This is a genomic window from Puniceibacterium sediminis, assembly GCF_900188035.1.
In the GTDB taxonomy this organism is placed as follows: Bacteria; Pseudomonadota; Alphaproteobacteria; order Rhodobacterales; family Rhodobacteraceae; genus Puniceibacterium; species Puniceibacterium sediminis.
The window spans coordinates 127,270-140,300 of sequence record NZ_FZNN01000003.1 but is presented as its reverse complement, the minus strand read 5'-3'; the positions used below and the strand labels follow the sequence as shown (position 1 = coordinate 140,300).

The following is a 13,031-nucleotide window of genomic DNA, read 5'->3' as shown; positions in this document are numbered from 1 at the left end:
CCGGCGCAAAGGCGCCGAACCCCGGGGCCGCGCTTACTGCGCGATTTCGATAGCTGTCACCAGCTCTTCGGTCGCCGTCTGGCTGTCAAAGGAACCGTTGAAGAAGGCCGTCACAACGTCATAGTAGGCGTTCTTGATCGACGCCGGGGCGCCGTAACCCTGAGCAAGCGAGCCGAACAGGTTGCCCGAGGAGGAGGACGCAGCCAGATCGGCGATGCCCTTCTTGCCACAAGCGTCAAAGTCGGTGTCAGGCACATCGGTGCGTGCGGGAACCGAGCCTTTGACCACGTTGAACGCGGACTGGAATGTCGGCGACATGATCGCGGTGGCCAGTGCTGCCTGCTCGGGCGACACGACGCCACCCTGGTCGAACATGGCAAACTGGTCGGCGTTGAACATCACCTGATCCTGCGTGCCCGGGAAGCGGAAGCACAGGAAATCCTCGTCCGGAACCTTGCCCGCAGCGACGAATTCACCTTTGGCCCAGTCGCCCATGATCTGCATGGCGGCTTCGCCGTTGATCACCATCGCAGTGGCCAGGTTCCAGTCACGACCCGAGAAGTTGTCATCCACATTGGCGCGGATTTCACCCAGACGATCAAACGCCTGCTTCATGGTGTCCGAACCCAGTGCTTCGGGGTCCAGGTCGATCAGAGCCTTCTGGTAGAAATCGGGACCGCCTGTGGCCATCACAACGGAATCGAACAGCGTCGCTTCCTGCCAAGGCTGGCCGCCCTGTGCGATCGGCGTCACACCGGCCGCTTTCAGCGTCGCCATCGCGGCTTCGAACTCTTCCCAGGTGGTGGGGACGGCGATGTTGTTGTCGTCAAACACCTTCTTGTTGGCCCAGACCCAGTTCACGGAGTGAACGTTGACCGGCGCAGCAACCCAGTTGCCTTCGTATTTGGAGAATTTCTGCAATGCCTCGGGCACCACTGCGTCCCAGCCATTTGCGGCGGCAGCGTCGTTGAGGTTGGCAAGCGCGCCTTCCTTTGCCCAGTCCGTGATGTCGAAACCCAGCATCTGCACGGCCGTCGGCGCGTTGCCCGATGTGACGCGCGCACGCAGCACGGTCATCGCCGCTTCGCCGCCGCCGCCGGCAACCGGCATGTCCATCCAGCCGATACCCTGACCTTCGAGGTCATTTTTCAGCACGTTCAGCGCAGCTGCTTCACCGCCCGAAGTCCACCAGTGCAGAACCTCGACATCCGCCGCCGCGGCAGCGGTTGCGGACAGGGCCAAGGCCGCTGCAGACAGTTTGAGTTGTTTGATAAGTTTCATTTTATCCTCCCAGAATGGTACGACATGATCTCGTCCGCGTTTATTGTAACGATTTAAATAGTCATTATGTCAACAGCTATTTTGGGGCCACGCTTTGTTCGCAGTTGCAGCATAAAGCACTATTAAAAAAGGCGAATCTCGAAAGTCATTGACAGTCGAACCATGTTTGTAACGTTATACAAACCAAGCGACATCCAGGAAACCCAAGGGAAATCGACAGGATTGTGACCAAGGATCTGCCACAGACTCGTCCGGTCGGAAAGCCGACCCTCAAGACCGTCGCCCAGGCGACGGGCTATGCTGTGACAACCGTGTCCAGGGCGCTGGCGAATGATCCCAAGATCGCACAAACGACGCGCGACACGGTGGCCACGGCCGCGAAAACGCTGGGTTATGTGCCGGACCGCGCAGCGCAAAGGCTGCGGACCGGCCGCACAAAGGTTATCTCGCTTCTGATCAATCCCGGGCATGAATATCTGGGCTTTACCCATGTGCTGCTGAACGGGATCACGGCGGCACTGCGGGGCACCGGTTATTCGGTCACGATCACCCCGGACTTCATCGATTCGGACCGGATATCGGTGATACGGAACATCCTGCGTAACAACCTTGCGGACGGAATCGTGCTGTCCCGGACCGAATGTTTTGATCCCAGGGTGCGGCTGCTGCTTGAACAGGACTTTCCCTTTGTCAGCCACGGGCGCACAGAATTCACGACACCACACGCCTATGTCGATTTCGACAACGAAGCCTTTGCCCGCCAATCCGTCCAGTGGCTGCTAAAGGCGGGGCGCAGACGGCTGATGATCGTACTGCCGCAGGCGCAGTTCACGTTTTCCCAGCACTTGCGATTTGGTTTCTTGTCCGAAGTGCGCGAGGCCGGCATCGAGCATATCATTCCCGAAGACCTCAGCATCGACACACCCCCGGCCGAGATCGCGCGGCGGCTGAAGGAAATGCTGCTGTCGGACACACCGCCCGACGGGATCGTCTGCGTGGGCGAGGTGATGGCACTGGCCGCACTGGCAGCAATCGATGATGCACGTATGGTTGCGGGCGATCAGGTCGACATGCTGATCAAGCAAGCCTCACCGGTATTCGATCTGATGCGGCCCAAGTTCAGGTCGATATTCGAGGACGTCGAAAAGACTGGACAACAGATGGGCGAAATCCTGCTGCGCCGCATTGATGGCGAGCCCCCCGAAACGCTGCAAAGGATCATCGCGCCGGTTGACGGGCCGCACCTGCGCGACTGAGGTTCACACCAATACTTCGAACCGCTTCTGCGCCCCGACGTCGAATACACGCTTGTAGCGGTCGATCTGATCTTGCGGCCCCATCGCCTTGTTCGGGTTGTCCGACAGCTTGACCGTTGGCCGTCCGTTCGCCGAAATCGCCTTGCAAACCAGGCTGAACGGGGCAAGCCGGTCGCCTTCGGTCAGCCCGCGGAAGTCATTGGTCAAAAGCGTGCCCCAGCCGAAACTGACCCTGACGCGGCCCAGAAACTGTTTGTGCAGTTCAACGATTTTCGCTTCGTCCAGCCCGTCCGAGAAAATCACCAGCTTGGTACGCGGATCCTCACCACGTTCCTGCCACCAGCGGATCGCAGTTTCCGCCCCCGCAGCAGGATCGCCGCTGTCGATGCGGATGCCCGTCCAGCCAGCCAGCCAGTCAGGGGCATTGCGCAGAAATCCGTTCGTTCCATAGGTGTCGGGCAGGATGATGCGCAGGTTTCCTTCATGCTCTTCGTGCCAGTCGGCAAGAACATCATAGGGTGCGCTGGCAAGCGCGGCGTCGTCTTCTGCCAGGGCGGCGTAGACCATCGGCAGTTCATGGGCGTTGGTGCCGATCGCCTCCATATCGCGATTCTTGGCGATCAGGCAGTTCGACGTGCCCGCGAAACCGTTCCCGAGCCCCTCCTGCATGGCCTGCACGCACCAGTCCTGCCACAGGAAGGAGTGCCTGCGACGGGTCCCGAAATCGGCGATACGCAGGTCGGGCACCTGCCGAAGATGTTCGACTTTTTCCCAAAGCTTGGTCATGGCTCGCGCATAGAGCACCTGCAATTCGAAGCGGCCCATCGTGTTCAGGACAGCCCGGCCGCGCAACTCCATCAGCACGGCCAACGCCGGAATTTCCCAAAGCATGACCTCGGGCCAGCTGCCCTCAAAGGTCAACTCATACTGATCGCCGACGCGTTCGAGATGATAAGGCGGCAGGCGCAGTTTTTCGAACCAATCCATGAAGTCGGGGCGGAACATCTGGCGCTTGCCGTAAAACGTGTTGCCGCGCATCCAGGTCGATTCCCCGCGCCGCAGCGACAGGGACCGGATATGATCCAACTGCTCGCGCAACTCACCTTCGTCGATCAGATTGGCCAGTGGGATATGCGTAGAGCGGTTGATGAGGCTGAAGGTCACCTGGGTGTCGGGTTTGTTGCGAAACACCGACTGACACATCAGCAATTTGTAAAAATCGGTGTCGATCAGAGACCGGACGATCGGGTCGATCTTCCACTTGTGGTTCCAGACGCGGGTTGCGATGTCCAATTCGGGGCCTCTTTTGCTTGTCCCTCCCCTGATACGCGATGCGTCGGGGACGATCCAAGCGGTTTGTGTACCCTGGGACTCCGTGCCAATGCCGCCAATAGATCCGCCTTGCGAACTGGCTTGGGAAGAAAGTCGTTCATGCCTGCAGCAATGCAGTCGTCACGGTCCGAATCAAAGGCATTGGCCGTCAGCGCGATGATATGTGGCTGCCATCCTTGGGTTTCGCGGATCTGAATTGTTGCGGTGATACCGTCCAGTTCCGGCATCGAGACATCCATCAGCACCACGTCGGGTTTGTGTTCGCGAACAAGTTCCACCGCTTCCCGCCCGTTTGTCGCAAACCAGAGAGTGATCTCCGCGTCTGCAAGATACCGGGCGATCAGGAGACTGTTGGTTCGATTGTCTTCTGCAAGCAGGATCGTGATACCTGTCAGGTCCAGCACCTGGGTCACTGCGGGAGCCCGGAGTTCGGTGGGCCGCTCTGCTGGCTGAGCGCTGGCGGCAAAGGTGAAGACAAAGGTGGCACCCGGTTTGTCCCCCGGCATCAGGACCAGATTTCCGTTCATCCGCTGCGCCAGCTGCCGCGAGATGGCAAGACCCAGACCAGTCCCGCCGAACTTGCGGGTCGTGGCGACATCGGCCTGTTCGAATTGTTCGAAAATACGCGCTGCCCGGTCGGGGGGCACGCCGATCCCGGTGTCCGTCACACTGATCCTCACGGCATAGGTGGTCCCCTTGCGTTCAGCCATGACCCGCAGCGTGATGCCGCCGGCCGCCGTGAACTTGACCGCATTGCCAAGCAGGTTGAGCAACACCTGTCGCACACGCCCTTCGTCACCCATGATGATATCAGGCAGCGCCATGTCGTGGCAGATATCCAGAAACAGGCCCTTGTCGCGTGCTGAACCACGCAACAGATCTGCCGACATACGGATGCAGCGCGCCAGGCTGAAGGGTTCCTCCACCATGGTCATCTTGCCCGCGTCGAGTTTGGAATAGTCGAGAATATCGTTGATGATCCGCAGGAGTGACTCGGCAGAGGTATGGATGGCACTGACATATTCGCGCTGCTGCGGGCCAAGCGCGCTTTCGGACAGAAGATCCGACATCCCGATGATGCCATTCATCGGTGTGCGGATCTCATGGCTCATGGTCGCAAGAAAGGCAGCCTTGGCGCGCGCCGCTTCTTCGGCCTTTGCCTTGGCCCCGGCCAATTCTATCGCATGCATCTTGGCTGCGGTGATGTCCCGCTCGACAGCAACAACCACGTCTGTTTGCCCATCTTCATCGCAGATAGGCACAAGATTGATGTCCACCCAGATCCGGCGCCCGTCCTTTGTGTAATTCAGGATATGCGTACGCACCGGGCGACCTTCTCGAACGGCGGACTGAATAGCCTGGATTGTTTCTGCGTCGGTCTCGGGGCCGTTAAGCAGGGCGCCCGCCTCCTGACCCACGGCCTCATGCCAGCCAAAGCCGGTCACCTTCTGGAAGGCCTCGTTGATCCAGATGATTTTGCCGTGCTTGTCGGACATAATCACGCTGTCATTGGCGTGGCGGGCGACTAGTGCCAGCTGGCGCGCCTCTCGCTGGGCTTCCAGCAGTTCCTGGTTGCTTTTTTCCAGCGCCTGCGCACCCTTGATCAGTTCGCGATTAGACTGAACATGATAGCGCTGCGCCCCGATGACCATGGTCAGGAAGGCCCGGACATTGTTGGCCATCAGCAGGACGGCCATCATTTCAAAGCCGTGATGCGCGACAAGCCCGCCTTCCATGGCGATGTCCAGCGCCATATATATAAGACCTGTCGCCGCGTAGATTCCAACGCGCGTTTTCCCGGCGGGCGGGTGATATGTGATTACAACGCCTGCATTGAAGGTCGCACCGACAAGGAAGGCGATGGCGAAAAAGCTGACATGATGTTCTGACTGAGCGAGGAGCGTCAGAAGAATGCAAGCCGAAATGGTCATCGCCTGAAAGCCGGCCGTTACCGTGGTAATTCTACTTATCCAGTCAAAAGGCATGCCGCGTTTCAACCAGCGCGGGACCTGACGCAAGATCGCGCAGTCGACTCCTTCTCCCACCAGAGCCAAGGCACAAGTGATCAGACCCAGTTGGACGGTATCGAGAAGAGCGAGTGAACCGGCCCCAATCGCGGTCAGCACCTGACGCGCCCAGAAATGCTTGACCCTGCCATTGGCATACCGGGCCAGCAGTCCTTCGGGCGAATGTCGCGCTTCGAACGCGATCGCCTGAGCATCGGAGCCAAGAGGAGAACGCATCATGCGGGGGCCACCAAACCTGTTCGTGCCCGGTGTAGCCCCCGTCCAGTTAATAAAGCCGCAAGAGGCTTAGATCAGAATCACCCCGGCCTCCTGCATGGCGGTCTGGGCGGTTTGGGACGATCCGTCAAAATCGATACCGCGCGTTGCATCGCGCCGCACGGTGACGCTGTAACCCAGCTTTGCGGCATCCATGGCCGAGTAGAAAACGCAGAAATCAAAGGCAAGGCCGACCATTGTCAGGTCATTGATGCCGCGACTGCGCAGGTAGCCATCCAGCCCTGTTGGCGTGACATGGTCATTTTCAAAAAATGCGGAATAGCTGTCGATTGCACGACGGTATCCCTTGCGGATGATCAGGTCCGCAGGATTGACGTTCAGATCCGCATGAAACGCGGCGCCGTCCGATCCCTGAATACAGTGATCGGGCCAGAGCACCTGCGGCCCATAGGGCATCTCGATCATTTCCAGTGGCGCCTTGCCCGGATGCTGGCTGGCGAAAGAGCTATGGCCCTGCGGATGCCAGTCCTGCGTCAGGATCACCGCATCGAAATCGGGCATCATGGCGTTGATTGGCGCGACCACCGCATCACCATCCGGCACGGCAAGCAAACCGCCAGGGCAGAAATCCTTCTGGACGTCGATCACGATCAGGGCGGGCATGGCGGAGCTCCTTCTGGGGTTCTGGGCAGACTAGGGCGCTCCGCCGCGCTGCTCAAGATCCTCGGACACCAGTCTCTTGATCTGGGGTCGCGGCGGGCGTACATCGCCCTAATGTTCACCGTTGCTGCCCTCTATCACTTTACCCGTTTCGCGGATCCTGCCGCGTATCAGGCGCCCCTGCGCGCGGCCTGCCTGTCGAACCGCGTGACCGGCACTCTGCTGCTCGCCCCCGAGGGGATCAACGGCACCATCGCCGGTCCCGAAGCGGGAGTAACGGCGGTGCTGGACCAGATCCGCGCCCTGCCCGGCTGCGCCGACATCGACTGGAAGCTGTCGACTGCAGCGACGCGCCCCTTTGCCCGCATGAAGGTGCGGCTGAAGAAAGAAATCGTGACCATGGGCCAGCCGGACGTGGACCCGTTGGCGCGTACCGGCCACTATGTCGCCCCTGCGGACTGGAACGAATTGATCCTGGCCCCGGATGTGGCGGTGATCGACACCCGCAACGATTACGAGGTCGCCATCGGTAGTTTCGACGGCGCGGTGGATCCGCAAACCGCCAGCTTTCGGGACTTCCCTGCCTGGTGGGAGGAAAACAAACACCGCTTCCACAACAAGCGCATCGCGATGTTCTGTACCGGCGGCATCCGTTGCGAAAAGTCCACCAACTACCTACTGGGTCAGGGAGTCGAGGACGTCTATCACCTCAAGGGTGGCATCCTGAAATATCTCGAAGAGGTTCCGGAGGCAGAAAGCCGGTGGCAGGGCGAATGCTTTGTCTTTGACGGGCGGGTTTCGGTCGGCCACGGCCTGACCGAAGGACCCCACGAACTGTGCCACGCCTGCCGCCGCCCGATCCTGCCAGCAGACCGGGACCGTCCCGAATTCGAGGAAGGCGTCGCCTGCCATCTTTGTGCAGACGAAACCACGTCCGAGGACAAGGCCCGTTTCCGCGAGCGGCAGAAACAAATCCTGCTGGCAAAAGCGCGCGGTGAACGCCACCTTCATCAGGACCTTCCCGAAGACTCCTAGGTCTGCATCGGTCCGCGGCAGGACTGAGGCGGCCCCTGCCGCTGCGCTTCAGGCAGGCACTGCCCGCATTCCCTGACCACGCTGTCCGCGCAACAGAATCACCACCATGATCGCGATATTCAAGCCGTTCCAAGCGATTCCGTTGAGAAACGCCCACTGATAGCTGCCTGTCACATCATAGATCCAACCCGACATCCAGCCACCCAGCGCCATGCCCAGAATCGTCATCATCATGACGAACCCGACCCTTGCCCCTGCTTCTCGCGCCGGAAGGTATTCGCGCACGATGACCGCATAACTCGGCACGATCCCGCCCTGGCTCAGACCGAACACAAGGCTGACGAGGTAGAGCGACACCAGCCCACCGGCAGGCAGATACAGGAACAGCGCGATGCCCTGTAGGGCCGAGCCGATCAGCAGCGTGCGCACGCCACCCAGCCGGTCGGCGAGCAGCCCGGACAGGATGCGCGACACCACCCCGCCAAGCAGCATGAGCGACAGCATCTCGGCACCGACGGTCGCGCCGAACCCCATGTCGACACAAAGCGCTACGATATGCACCTGCGGCATGGACATCGCCACGCAACAGGCAATGCCCGCCAGCCCCAGCATCCAGCTGAGCTGGCTTGGGCTGAACCCGGTTGACCGGGCGCGAGAGGCGGACTTTGCCTCGGCCTGTGCCGTTGCGTCTAGCGGCAGACGACGGCGCAGCAACTGGGCAAGCGGCAGGATCATCACCACGGTCAGAACCGCCAGAACCATGTAGATCCACCGCCAGCCCGCGTCCTCTGCCAGCCAGCCCAGCAACACCGGCCAGATCGCGCCCGACAGGTAGTTTCCCGAGGCGGCGATTCCGACCGCAATACCGCGCCGCCTGTCGAACCAAAGCGATATGTCCGCGATCAGCGGACCAAAGCACGAAGCCGTGCCAAAACCGATGGCCAGTTGCACAAGGCTCAGCACCATGATGGTCGGGCTGAACGCGGCAACGCCGTAGCTAACCGCGATCAGCAGCGCCGCGCCTGACAGCGCCGTTGTCACGCCCCAGCGGTCCACCGCGCGGCCGATAACCATGTTGCCCAGCGCAAAGCCAATCATCGTGGTTGTGTAGGGCAAAGTGGCCTCGGCCCGGCTGACACCGAATTCGGCACCGACCTCGGGCATGATCACGATGATCGCCCACATGCCGACATTGCCCATCACGGCAATCAACAGGGTAATGCCCAGACGCGCCCAGGAATAGCGGCTGTCGAATGGTGATGTGTCGGGGGGTGCGTGCTCTGGCGTCATACGCCGCACCCTATGCGCGTTTGCGCGCCGGGGTATAGCCAGATTACATCTCTGACAGGGCCAGTCTGTGCCAATTCGCTCCTCTGCGCCCGCCCACAGTCCCACCCATGATCCTAAAACAAGGTGCTTTGTTTCCCCTGCCCCCCTGACCGTTGCGGACTGGCGGTATCACCTCCCGTTCGTCGGGCGCAAAACAGGCGGGGGTTTCGCCGGAATGACATCCCTGACCGTATTTCGATTGTATCACCTGCCCCCACCTGTTTGACAGTGCCGCCCCATTGGTCAGAGTGGCGCGGACCCTTCTACGCAGGAGCCGCGAACGTGACGCCATCCGACCCTATCCAAAGCCATACGCTGCGTGACGGCGATGTCGAAATCACCGTGCTGTCGATGGGTTGCGTGGTGCAACACTGGCGTGTGGGCGGCGTACCGGTCGTTCTTGGCTATGCGGATCCCGAATCCTATCGCACAAATCCTGTCGCCATGGGCGCGCTTTGCGGCCGGGTCGTGAACCGCATCCGCGATGCGCGGTTCGAACTGAACGGACAGGTCTGGCCGCTGAACGTAAACGCACCTCCGCACCACATTCATGGCGGTTCGGGCGGGTTTGGGCTGCGCAACTGGATCCTTTCGCCCGAGGGTGACAGGGCGGTGACACTGCGCCTGCATTCCCCGCATCTGGATCAGGGTTACCCCGGCGCGGTCGATGCCGAAGTGAAGATGACCCTTGATGGCCACCGCCTAAGTTATGAAATGATGGTGCGCCCCGACCGGGAAACGCCTATTAATCTGGCACAGCACCTTTATTTCAACCTCATGGGTTTCGGCGGTGTGCGTGATCATGCGCTGCGCCTTGCCGCGTCACACTACACACCCAATGGCCCAGATCTGATGCCCACGGGCGAGATTGCGGATGTGACCGGCACCCCTTACGATTTCCGCACCCCGAAAGTGCTGGCCGAAGCGGACCCGGCGCGCACCGGCTGGGACGGCAACGTTGTATTGGATGACACCGACGGCCCACAGGCCGAAGTCACCGCGCCAAACGGCATGCGACTGCGGCTCTGGACGGACCAGCGGGGCATCCAGCTCTATACCTCGAACACCCTCGGGCCTCATGCTGAAACCAATGGCAGTGCCGCCCACGCGCCCTTTGCCGGGATCTGCCTTGAGGCACAGAACCTCCCCGGTGCGCTGATGCATCCGCAGTTCGGATCAATCCTGTGCACCCCCGATCGGCCCTACCGCCAGCATCTGCAGATCGAGATCACGCCATGACTTCCACGCCTTTGCCCGCGATCCTATAGTCCGGCCATGACAGATCTGTCCCCCTCCCTCACGCTGAACGACATCCGGGCCGGCGCCGACGTGCTGCGCGGTGTTGCCGACGACACACCCCTTGTCCCCTCTCCCTATCTGGAGGCGCAGTTCGGCCAGCCGTTCTGGCTCAAGCTCGAAAATATGCAGCCCATCGGCGCGTTCAAACTGCGCGGCGCACTGAACGCTGTGGCTAACCTGCCGGACGGCACGGCGGGTGTGACCTGCTGTTCCACTGGCAATCACGGACGTGGTGTGGCCTATGCTGCGGCGGAAAAGGGGATGCGGGCCGTGGTCTGCATGTCGGAACTTGTGCCGCAGGCCAAGGTGGACGGCATTCGCGCCCTTGGCGCCGAGGTGCGGATCGTCGGGCGATCACAGGATGACGCCTTTGCCGAAAGCCGACGACTGGTGGCCGAGGAAGGGCTGGTCGAAATCTCGCCCTTCGACGATCCTTTCGTGATCGCAGGGCAAGGCACCATCGGGCTTGAGATCATGGAGCGCCGCCCCGAAATCGAGACGTTGCTGGTCCCCCTTTCAGGCGGCGGTCTGGCGGCGGGTGTGGCACTGGCCGCAAAAGCTTTGAAGCCCTCGGTCAAGGTCATCGGCATCAGCATGGACCGGGGTGCAGCGATGTACGAATCCTTGCGGGCCGGGCACCCGGTCGAGGTCGCCGAATACGCCAGCCTTGCGGATTCACTGGGCGGCGGAATCGGAGTGGAAAATCGGCTGAGCTATCCCATGTGCCGCGCATTGCTGGATGATGTCATTCTGGTCACCGAAGAAGAAATCTACCGCGCCATGCAGACGCTGTATTACGAAGATCGGATCGTTGCCGAAGGTGGCTGCGTCGTCGGCACCGCCGCAGTGCAGGCCGGAAAGCTGACCCTGACCGGCCCGACGGCCACCGTGATCACAGGGCGCAATCTGGACATGGATGTGTTCACGCGCATCGTGTCGGGGCGGGACGTTATTCTGGGCGATGTCACGATCAAGGGGATGCCCTATGGCGCATGATATCCGTATCCTGACCGAGGCCGAGTTGCTCAACATGGTGCCGCTGGATCTGGCGCTTGTCGACGTGGTCGAGGCGGCCTTTGTGGCGCTTGCCGGTGGTGGGGTGATCATGCCGCCGATCCTGTCGATGGATCTGGCCGCTGTGCATGGCGAAGTGGACGTAAAGACCGCCTATATCCCCGGCCTCGACAGTTTTGCGCTGAAGGTCAGCACGGGGTTCTTTGACAATGCGAAACGCGGTCTGCCCAGCCTTGGCGGATTGATGACGGTGTTTTCCGCCACCACCGGGCAGGTGCAGGCAGTGCTGCTGGACAATGGTTTCCTCACCGACATGCGCACGGCTGCGGCCGGTGCCGTGGCGGCGAGGCATCTGGCACCGGCCAAGGTGACAACGGCGGGCGTCATCGGCACTGGCTTGCAGGCACGTCTGCAAATGCGCGCGGCACATCTGGTGCGCCCTTTCGAACGGGTTCTGGTCTGGGGGCGGGACATGGAAAAGGCGGCGCTTTGTGCCTCGGATCTGGCTGACGCGCTGGGGATCGAGGCCGAGGTTGCGAGCGATCCCGCCATTCTGGTGAAACGGTCCCAACTGGTCGTGACCACGACACCGGCGCGTGAACCGATCCTTCAGGCAGACTGGCTGCACCCTGAACTGCACGTCACAGCGATGGGATCGGACGCACCGGGGAAATGCGAACTGGTGCCCGCGGCACTGATGCGCGCCGACCTTTATGTCGCGGACCGGGTATCCCAAGTCGAGCGCCTGGGCGAGTTGCGCGCCGCGATTGAGGCCGGTGTCTGGACCCGTGGCGCCCCACCGGAACTGGGCGCGATCATCACCGGCGCCCACCACGGACGGCAAAAACAAAGCGATATCACCATAGCCGACCTGACAGGCACCGGCGCGCAGGACACCGCGATCGCCACCCACGTGCTGGGCCTGCCATGCTGAAACTTGACGCGCGCGACATGGAAATCCTCCGGGTGCTCAGCCAGCGGGGACGCATCACCAAGGCGGAACTGGCCGAACAGGTGGGCCTGTCACCGACTCCTTGCTGGGAGCGGCTGAAGAAACTGGAAACGGCCGGAATCATAGAAGGCTACGGCGCGCGCCTATCGCTCAAGGCGTTCGGGCCGCATGTGGTTGTCTTCGTCGCTGCCGAGCTTGAGGGACACAAGGCCGAGCATTTCCAAGCTTTCGAACGCGCGGTTCTGATGCATGATGAAGTCACCTGGTGCTGGGCTCTGGGCGGTGGGTTCGATTATCTTTTGCAAGTGGTGACGCGGGACATCGACGCCTATCAAAGGCTGATCGACTCGCTGCTAGAGGCGCGGATCGGGCTGGCGCGATACTATACTTATATCGTGACAAAGCCCGTTAAATCCTCGGTCGGGCTGCCTCTGGGGCTTTTGCTGGACGAATAAGCCATCGAGGCTTTGGCGCAGGGTCAGTTTTGCGTATTTGGATAGAAGCAGGAGGCGCCTCTCGAGGCCGAGGCAAGTTTGGGCTGCTTCCGGCGTGATGGGCAGAGGATTCCTCTGCCAGGGGTGGTGTATTTGGTCTCTTTCACTGGCGGCGGGCGGCTAGGTTTTGCGCAAC

At 61.1% G+C, this 13,031-nt stretch carries 11 protein-coding genes; 6 read left to right on the top strand and 5 right to left on the bottom strand.

Annotated elements, in window-relative coordinates:
* Positions 1-33: 33 nt before the first annotated feature.
* Positions 34-1,281 carry an ABC transporter substrate-binding protein gene (locus CHB75_RS05085; RefSeq protein ID WP_089269450.1) on the bottom strand — a complete coding sequence of 416 codons (1,248 nt, stop codon included), beginning with the start codon at positions 1,279-1,281 and terminating at the stop codon, positions 34-36.
* Positions 1,282-1,505: 224 nt separating this feature from the next.
* Here CHB75_RS05085 and CHB75_RS05080 point away from each other — a divergent pair, with 224 nt between their 5' ends.
* Complete coding sequence (locus tag CHB75_RS05080; RefSeq protein ID WP_217898762.1) at positions 1,506-2,537, top strand: LacI family transcriptional regulator; 1,032 nt, start codon at positions 1,506-1,508, stop codon at positions 2,535-2,537.
* Positions 2,538-2,540: 3 nt separating this feature from the next.
* Here the strand turns inward: CHB75_RS05080 and pncB are convergent, their stop codons facing one another.
* From pncB to pncA, 3 genes are all read right to left on the bottom strand, one after another.
* The gene (gene pncB, locus CHB75_RS05075) at positions 2,541-3,830 is read right to left on the bottom strand and encodes a nicotinate phosphoribosyltransferase (RefSeq protein WP_089269448.1); all 1,290 of its coding nucleotides are present in this window, start codon (positions 3,828-3,830) and stop codon (positions 2,541-2,543) included.
* Positions 3,767-6,115 (bottom strand): hybrid sensor histidine kinase/response regulator, encoded by a 2,349-nt coding sequence (locus CHB75_RS05070; protein ID WP_245840726.1) that lies wholly within the window; start codon positions 6,113-6,115, stop codon positions 3,767-3,769. Before CHB75_RS05070 ends, pncB begins: the two co-directional genes overlap by 64 nt.
* Before the next feature lie 66 nt (positions 6,116-6,181).
* Entirely contained in the window at positions 6,182-6,775 is a 594-nt protein-coding gene (gene pncA / locus CHB75_RS05065) for a bifunctional nicotinamidase/pyrazinamidase (RefSeq protein WP_089269447.1), read from the bottom strand.
* A gap of 111 nt (positions 6,776-6,886) precedes the next feature.
* Between pncA and trhO the strand changes: the two genes are divergently transcribed.
* Complete coding sequence (gene trhO / locus CHB75_RS05060) at positions 6,887-7,807, top strand: oxygen-dependent tRNA uridine(34) hydroxylase TrhO (RefSeq protein ID WP_089269446.1); 921 nt, start codon at positions 6,887-6,889, stop codon at positions 7,805-7,807.
* A gap of 48 nt (positions 7,808-7,855) precedes the next feature.
* Here trhO and CHB75_RS05055 read toward each other — a convergent pair whose 3' ends face one another.
* A complete protein-coding gene (locus tag CHB75_RS05055) occupies positions 7,856-9,097 on the bottom strand; it encodes an MFS transporter (protein WP_089269445.1) in 1,242 nt (413 codons plus the stop codon).
* Between the two features lie 321 nt (positions 9,098-9,418).
* Here CHB75_RS05055 and CHB75_RS05050 point away from each other — a divergent pair, with 321 nt between their 5' ends.
* Genes CHB75_RS05050 through CHB75_RS05035 form a run of 4 tightly spaced genes read left to right on the top strand, consistent with a single transcriptional unit; the run spans position 9,419 to position 12,856 of the window.
* Positions 9,419-10,375, top strand: coding sequence for an aldose epimerase family protein (locus CHB75_RS05050; RefSeq protein WP_089269444.1), 957 nt, complete (start codon positions 9,419-9,421; stop codon positions 10,373-10,375).
* Between the two features lie 36 nt (positions 10,376-10,411).
* The gene (eutB, locus tag CHB75_RS05045; protein ID WP_089269443.1) at positions 10,412-11,431 is read left to right on the top strand and encodes a hydroxyectoine utilization dehydratase EutB; all 1,020 of its coding nucleotides are present in this window, start codon (positions 10,412-10,414) and stop codon (positions 11,429-11,431) included.
* Positions 11,421-12,383: a cyclodeaminase gene (locus CHB75_RS05040; RefSeq protein ID WP_089269442.1), complete on the top strand. Its 963-nt coding sequence runs from the start codon at positions 11,421-11,423 to the stop codon at positions 12,381-12,383. Before eutB ends, CHB75_RS05040 begins: the two co-directional genes overlap by 11 nt.
* Positions 12,380-12,856, top strand: a complete 477-nt coding sequence (locus tag CHB75_RS05035) for an Lrp/AsnC family transcriptional regulator (RefSeq protein WP_089269571.1) — start codon at positions 12,380-12,382, stop codon at positions 12,854-12,856. Before CHB75_RS05040 ends, CHB75_RS05035 begins: the two co-directional genes overlap by 4 nt.
* Positions 12,857-13,031 lie beyond the last annotated feature (175 nt).

Excerpts from the sequence above, each read along its gene's own strand:
- CHB75_RS05070 (WP_245840726.1), bottom strand. The coding sequence starts at position 6,115 with ATGATGCGTTCTCCTCTTGGCTCCGATGCTCAGGCGATCGCGTTCGAA.
- trhO (WP_089269446.1), top strand. The coding sequence starts at position 6,887 with ATGTTCACCGTTGCTGCCCTCTATCACTTTACCCGTTTCGCGGATCCT.
- CHB75_RS05040 (WP_089269442.1), top strand. The coding sequence starts at position 11,421 with ATGGCGCATGATATCCGTATCCTGACCGAGGCCGAGTTGCTCAACATG.
- eutB (WP_089269443.1), top strand. The coding sequence starts at position 10,412 with ATGACAGATCTGTCCCCCTCCCTCACGCTGAACGACATCCGGGCCGGC.
- CHB75_RS05055 (WP_089269445.1), bottom strand. The coding sequence starts at position 9,097 with ATGACGCCAGAGCACGCACCCCCCGACACATCACCATTCGACAGCCGC.
- pncA (WP_089269447.1), bottom strand. The coding sequence starts at position 6,775 with ATGCCCGCCCTGATCGTGATCGACGTCCAGAAGGATTTCTGCCCTGGC.
- CHB75_RS05085 (WP_089269450.1), bottom strand. The coding sequence starts at position 1,281 with ATGAAACTTATCAAACAACTCAAACTGTCTGCAGCGGCCTTGGCCCTG.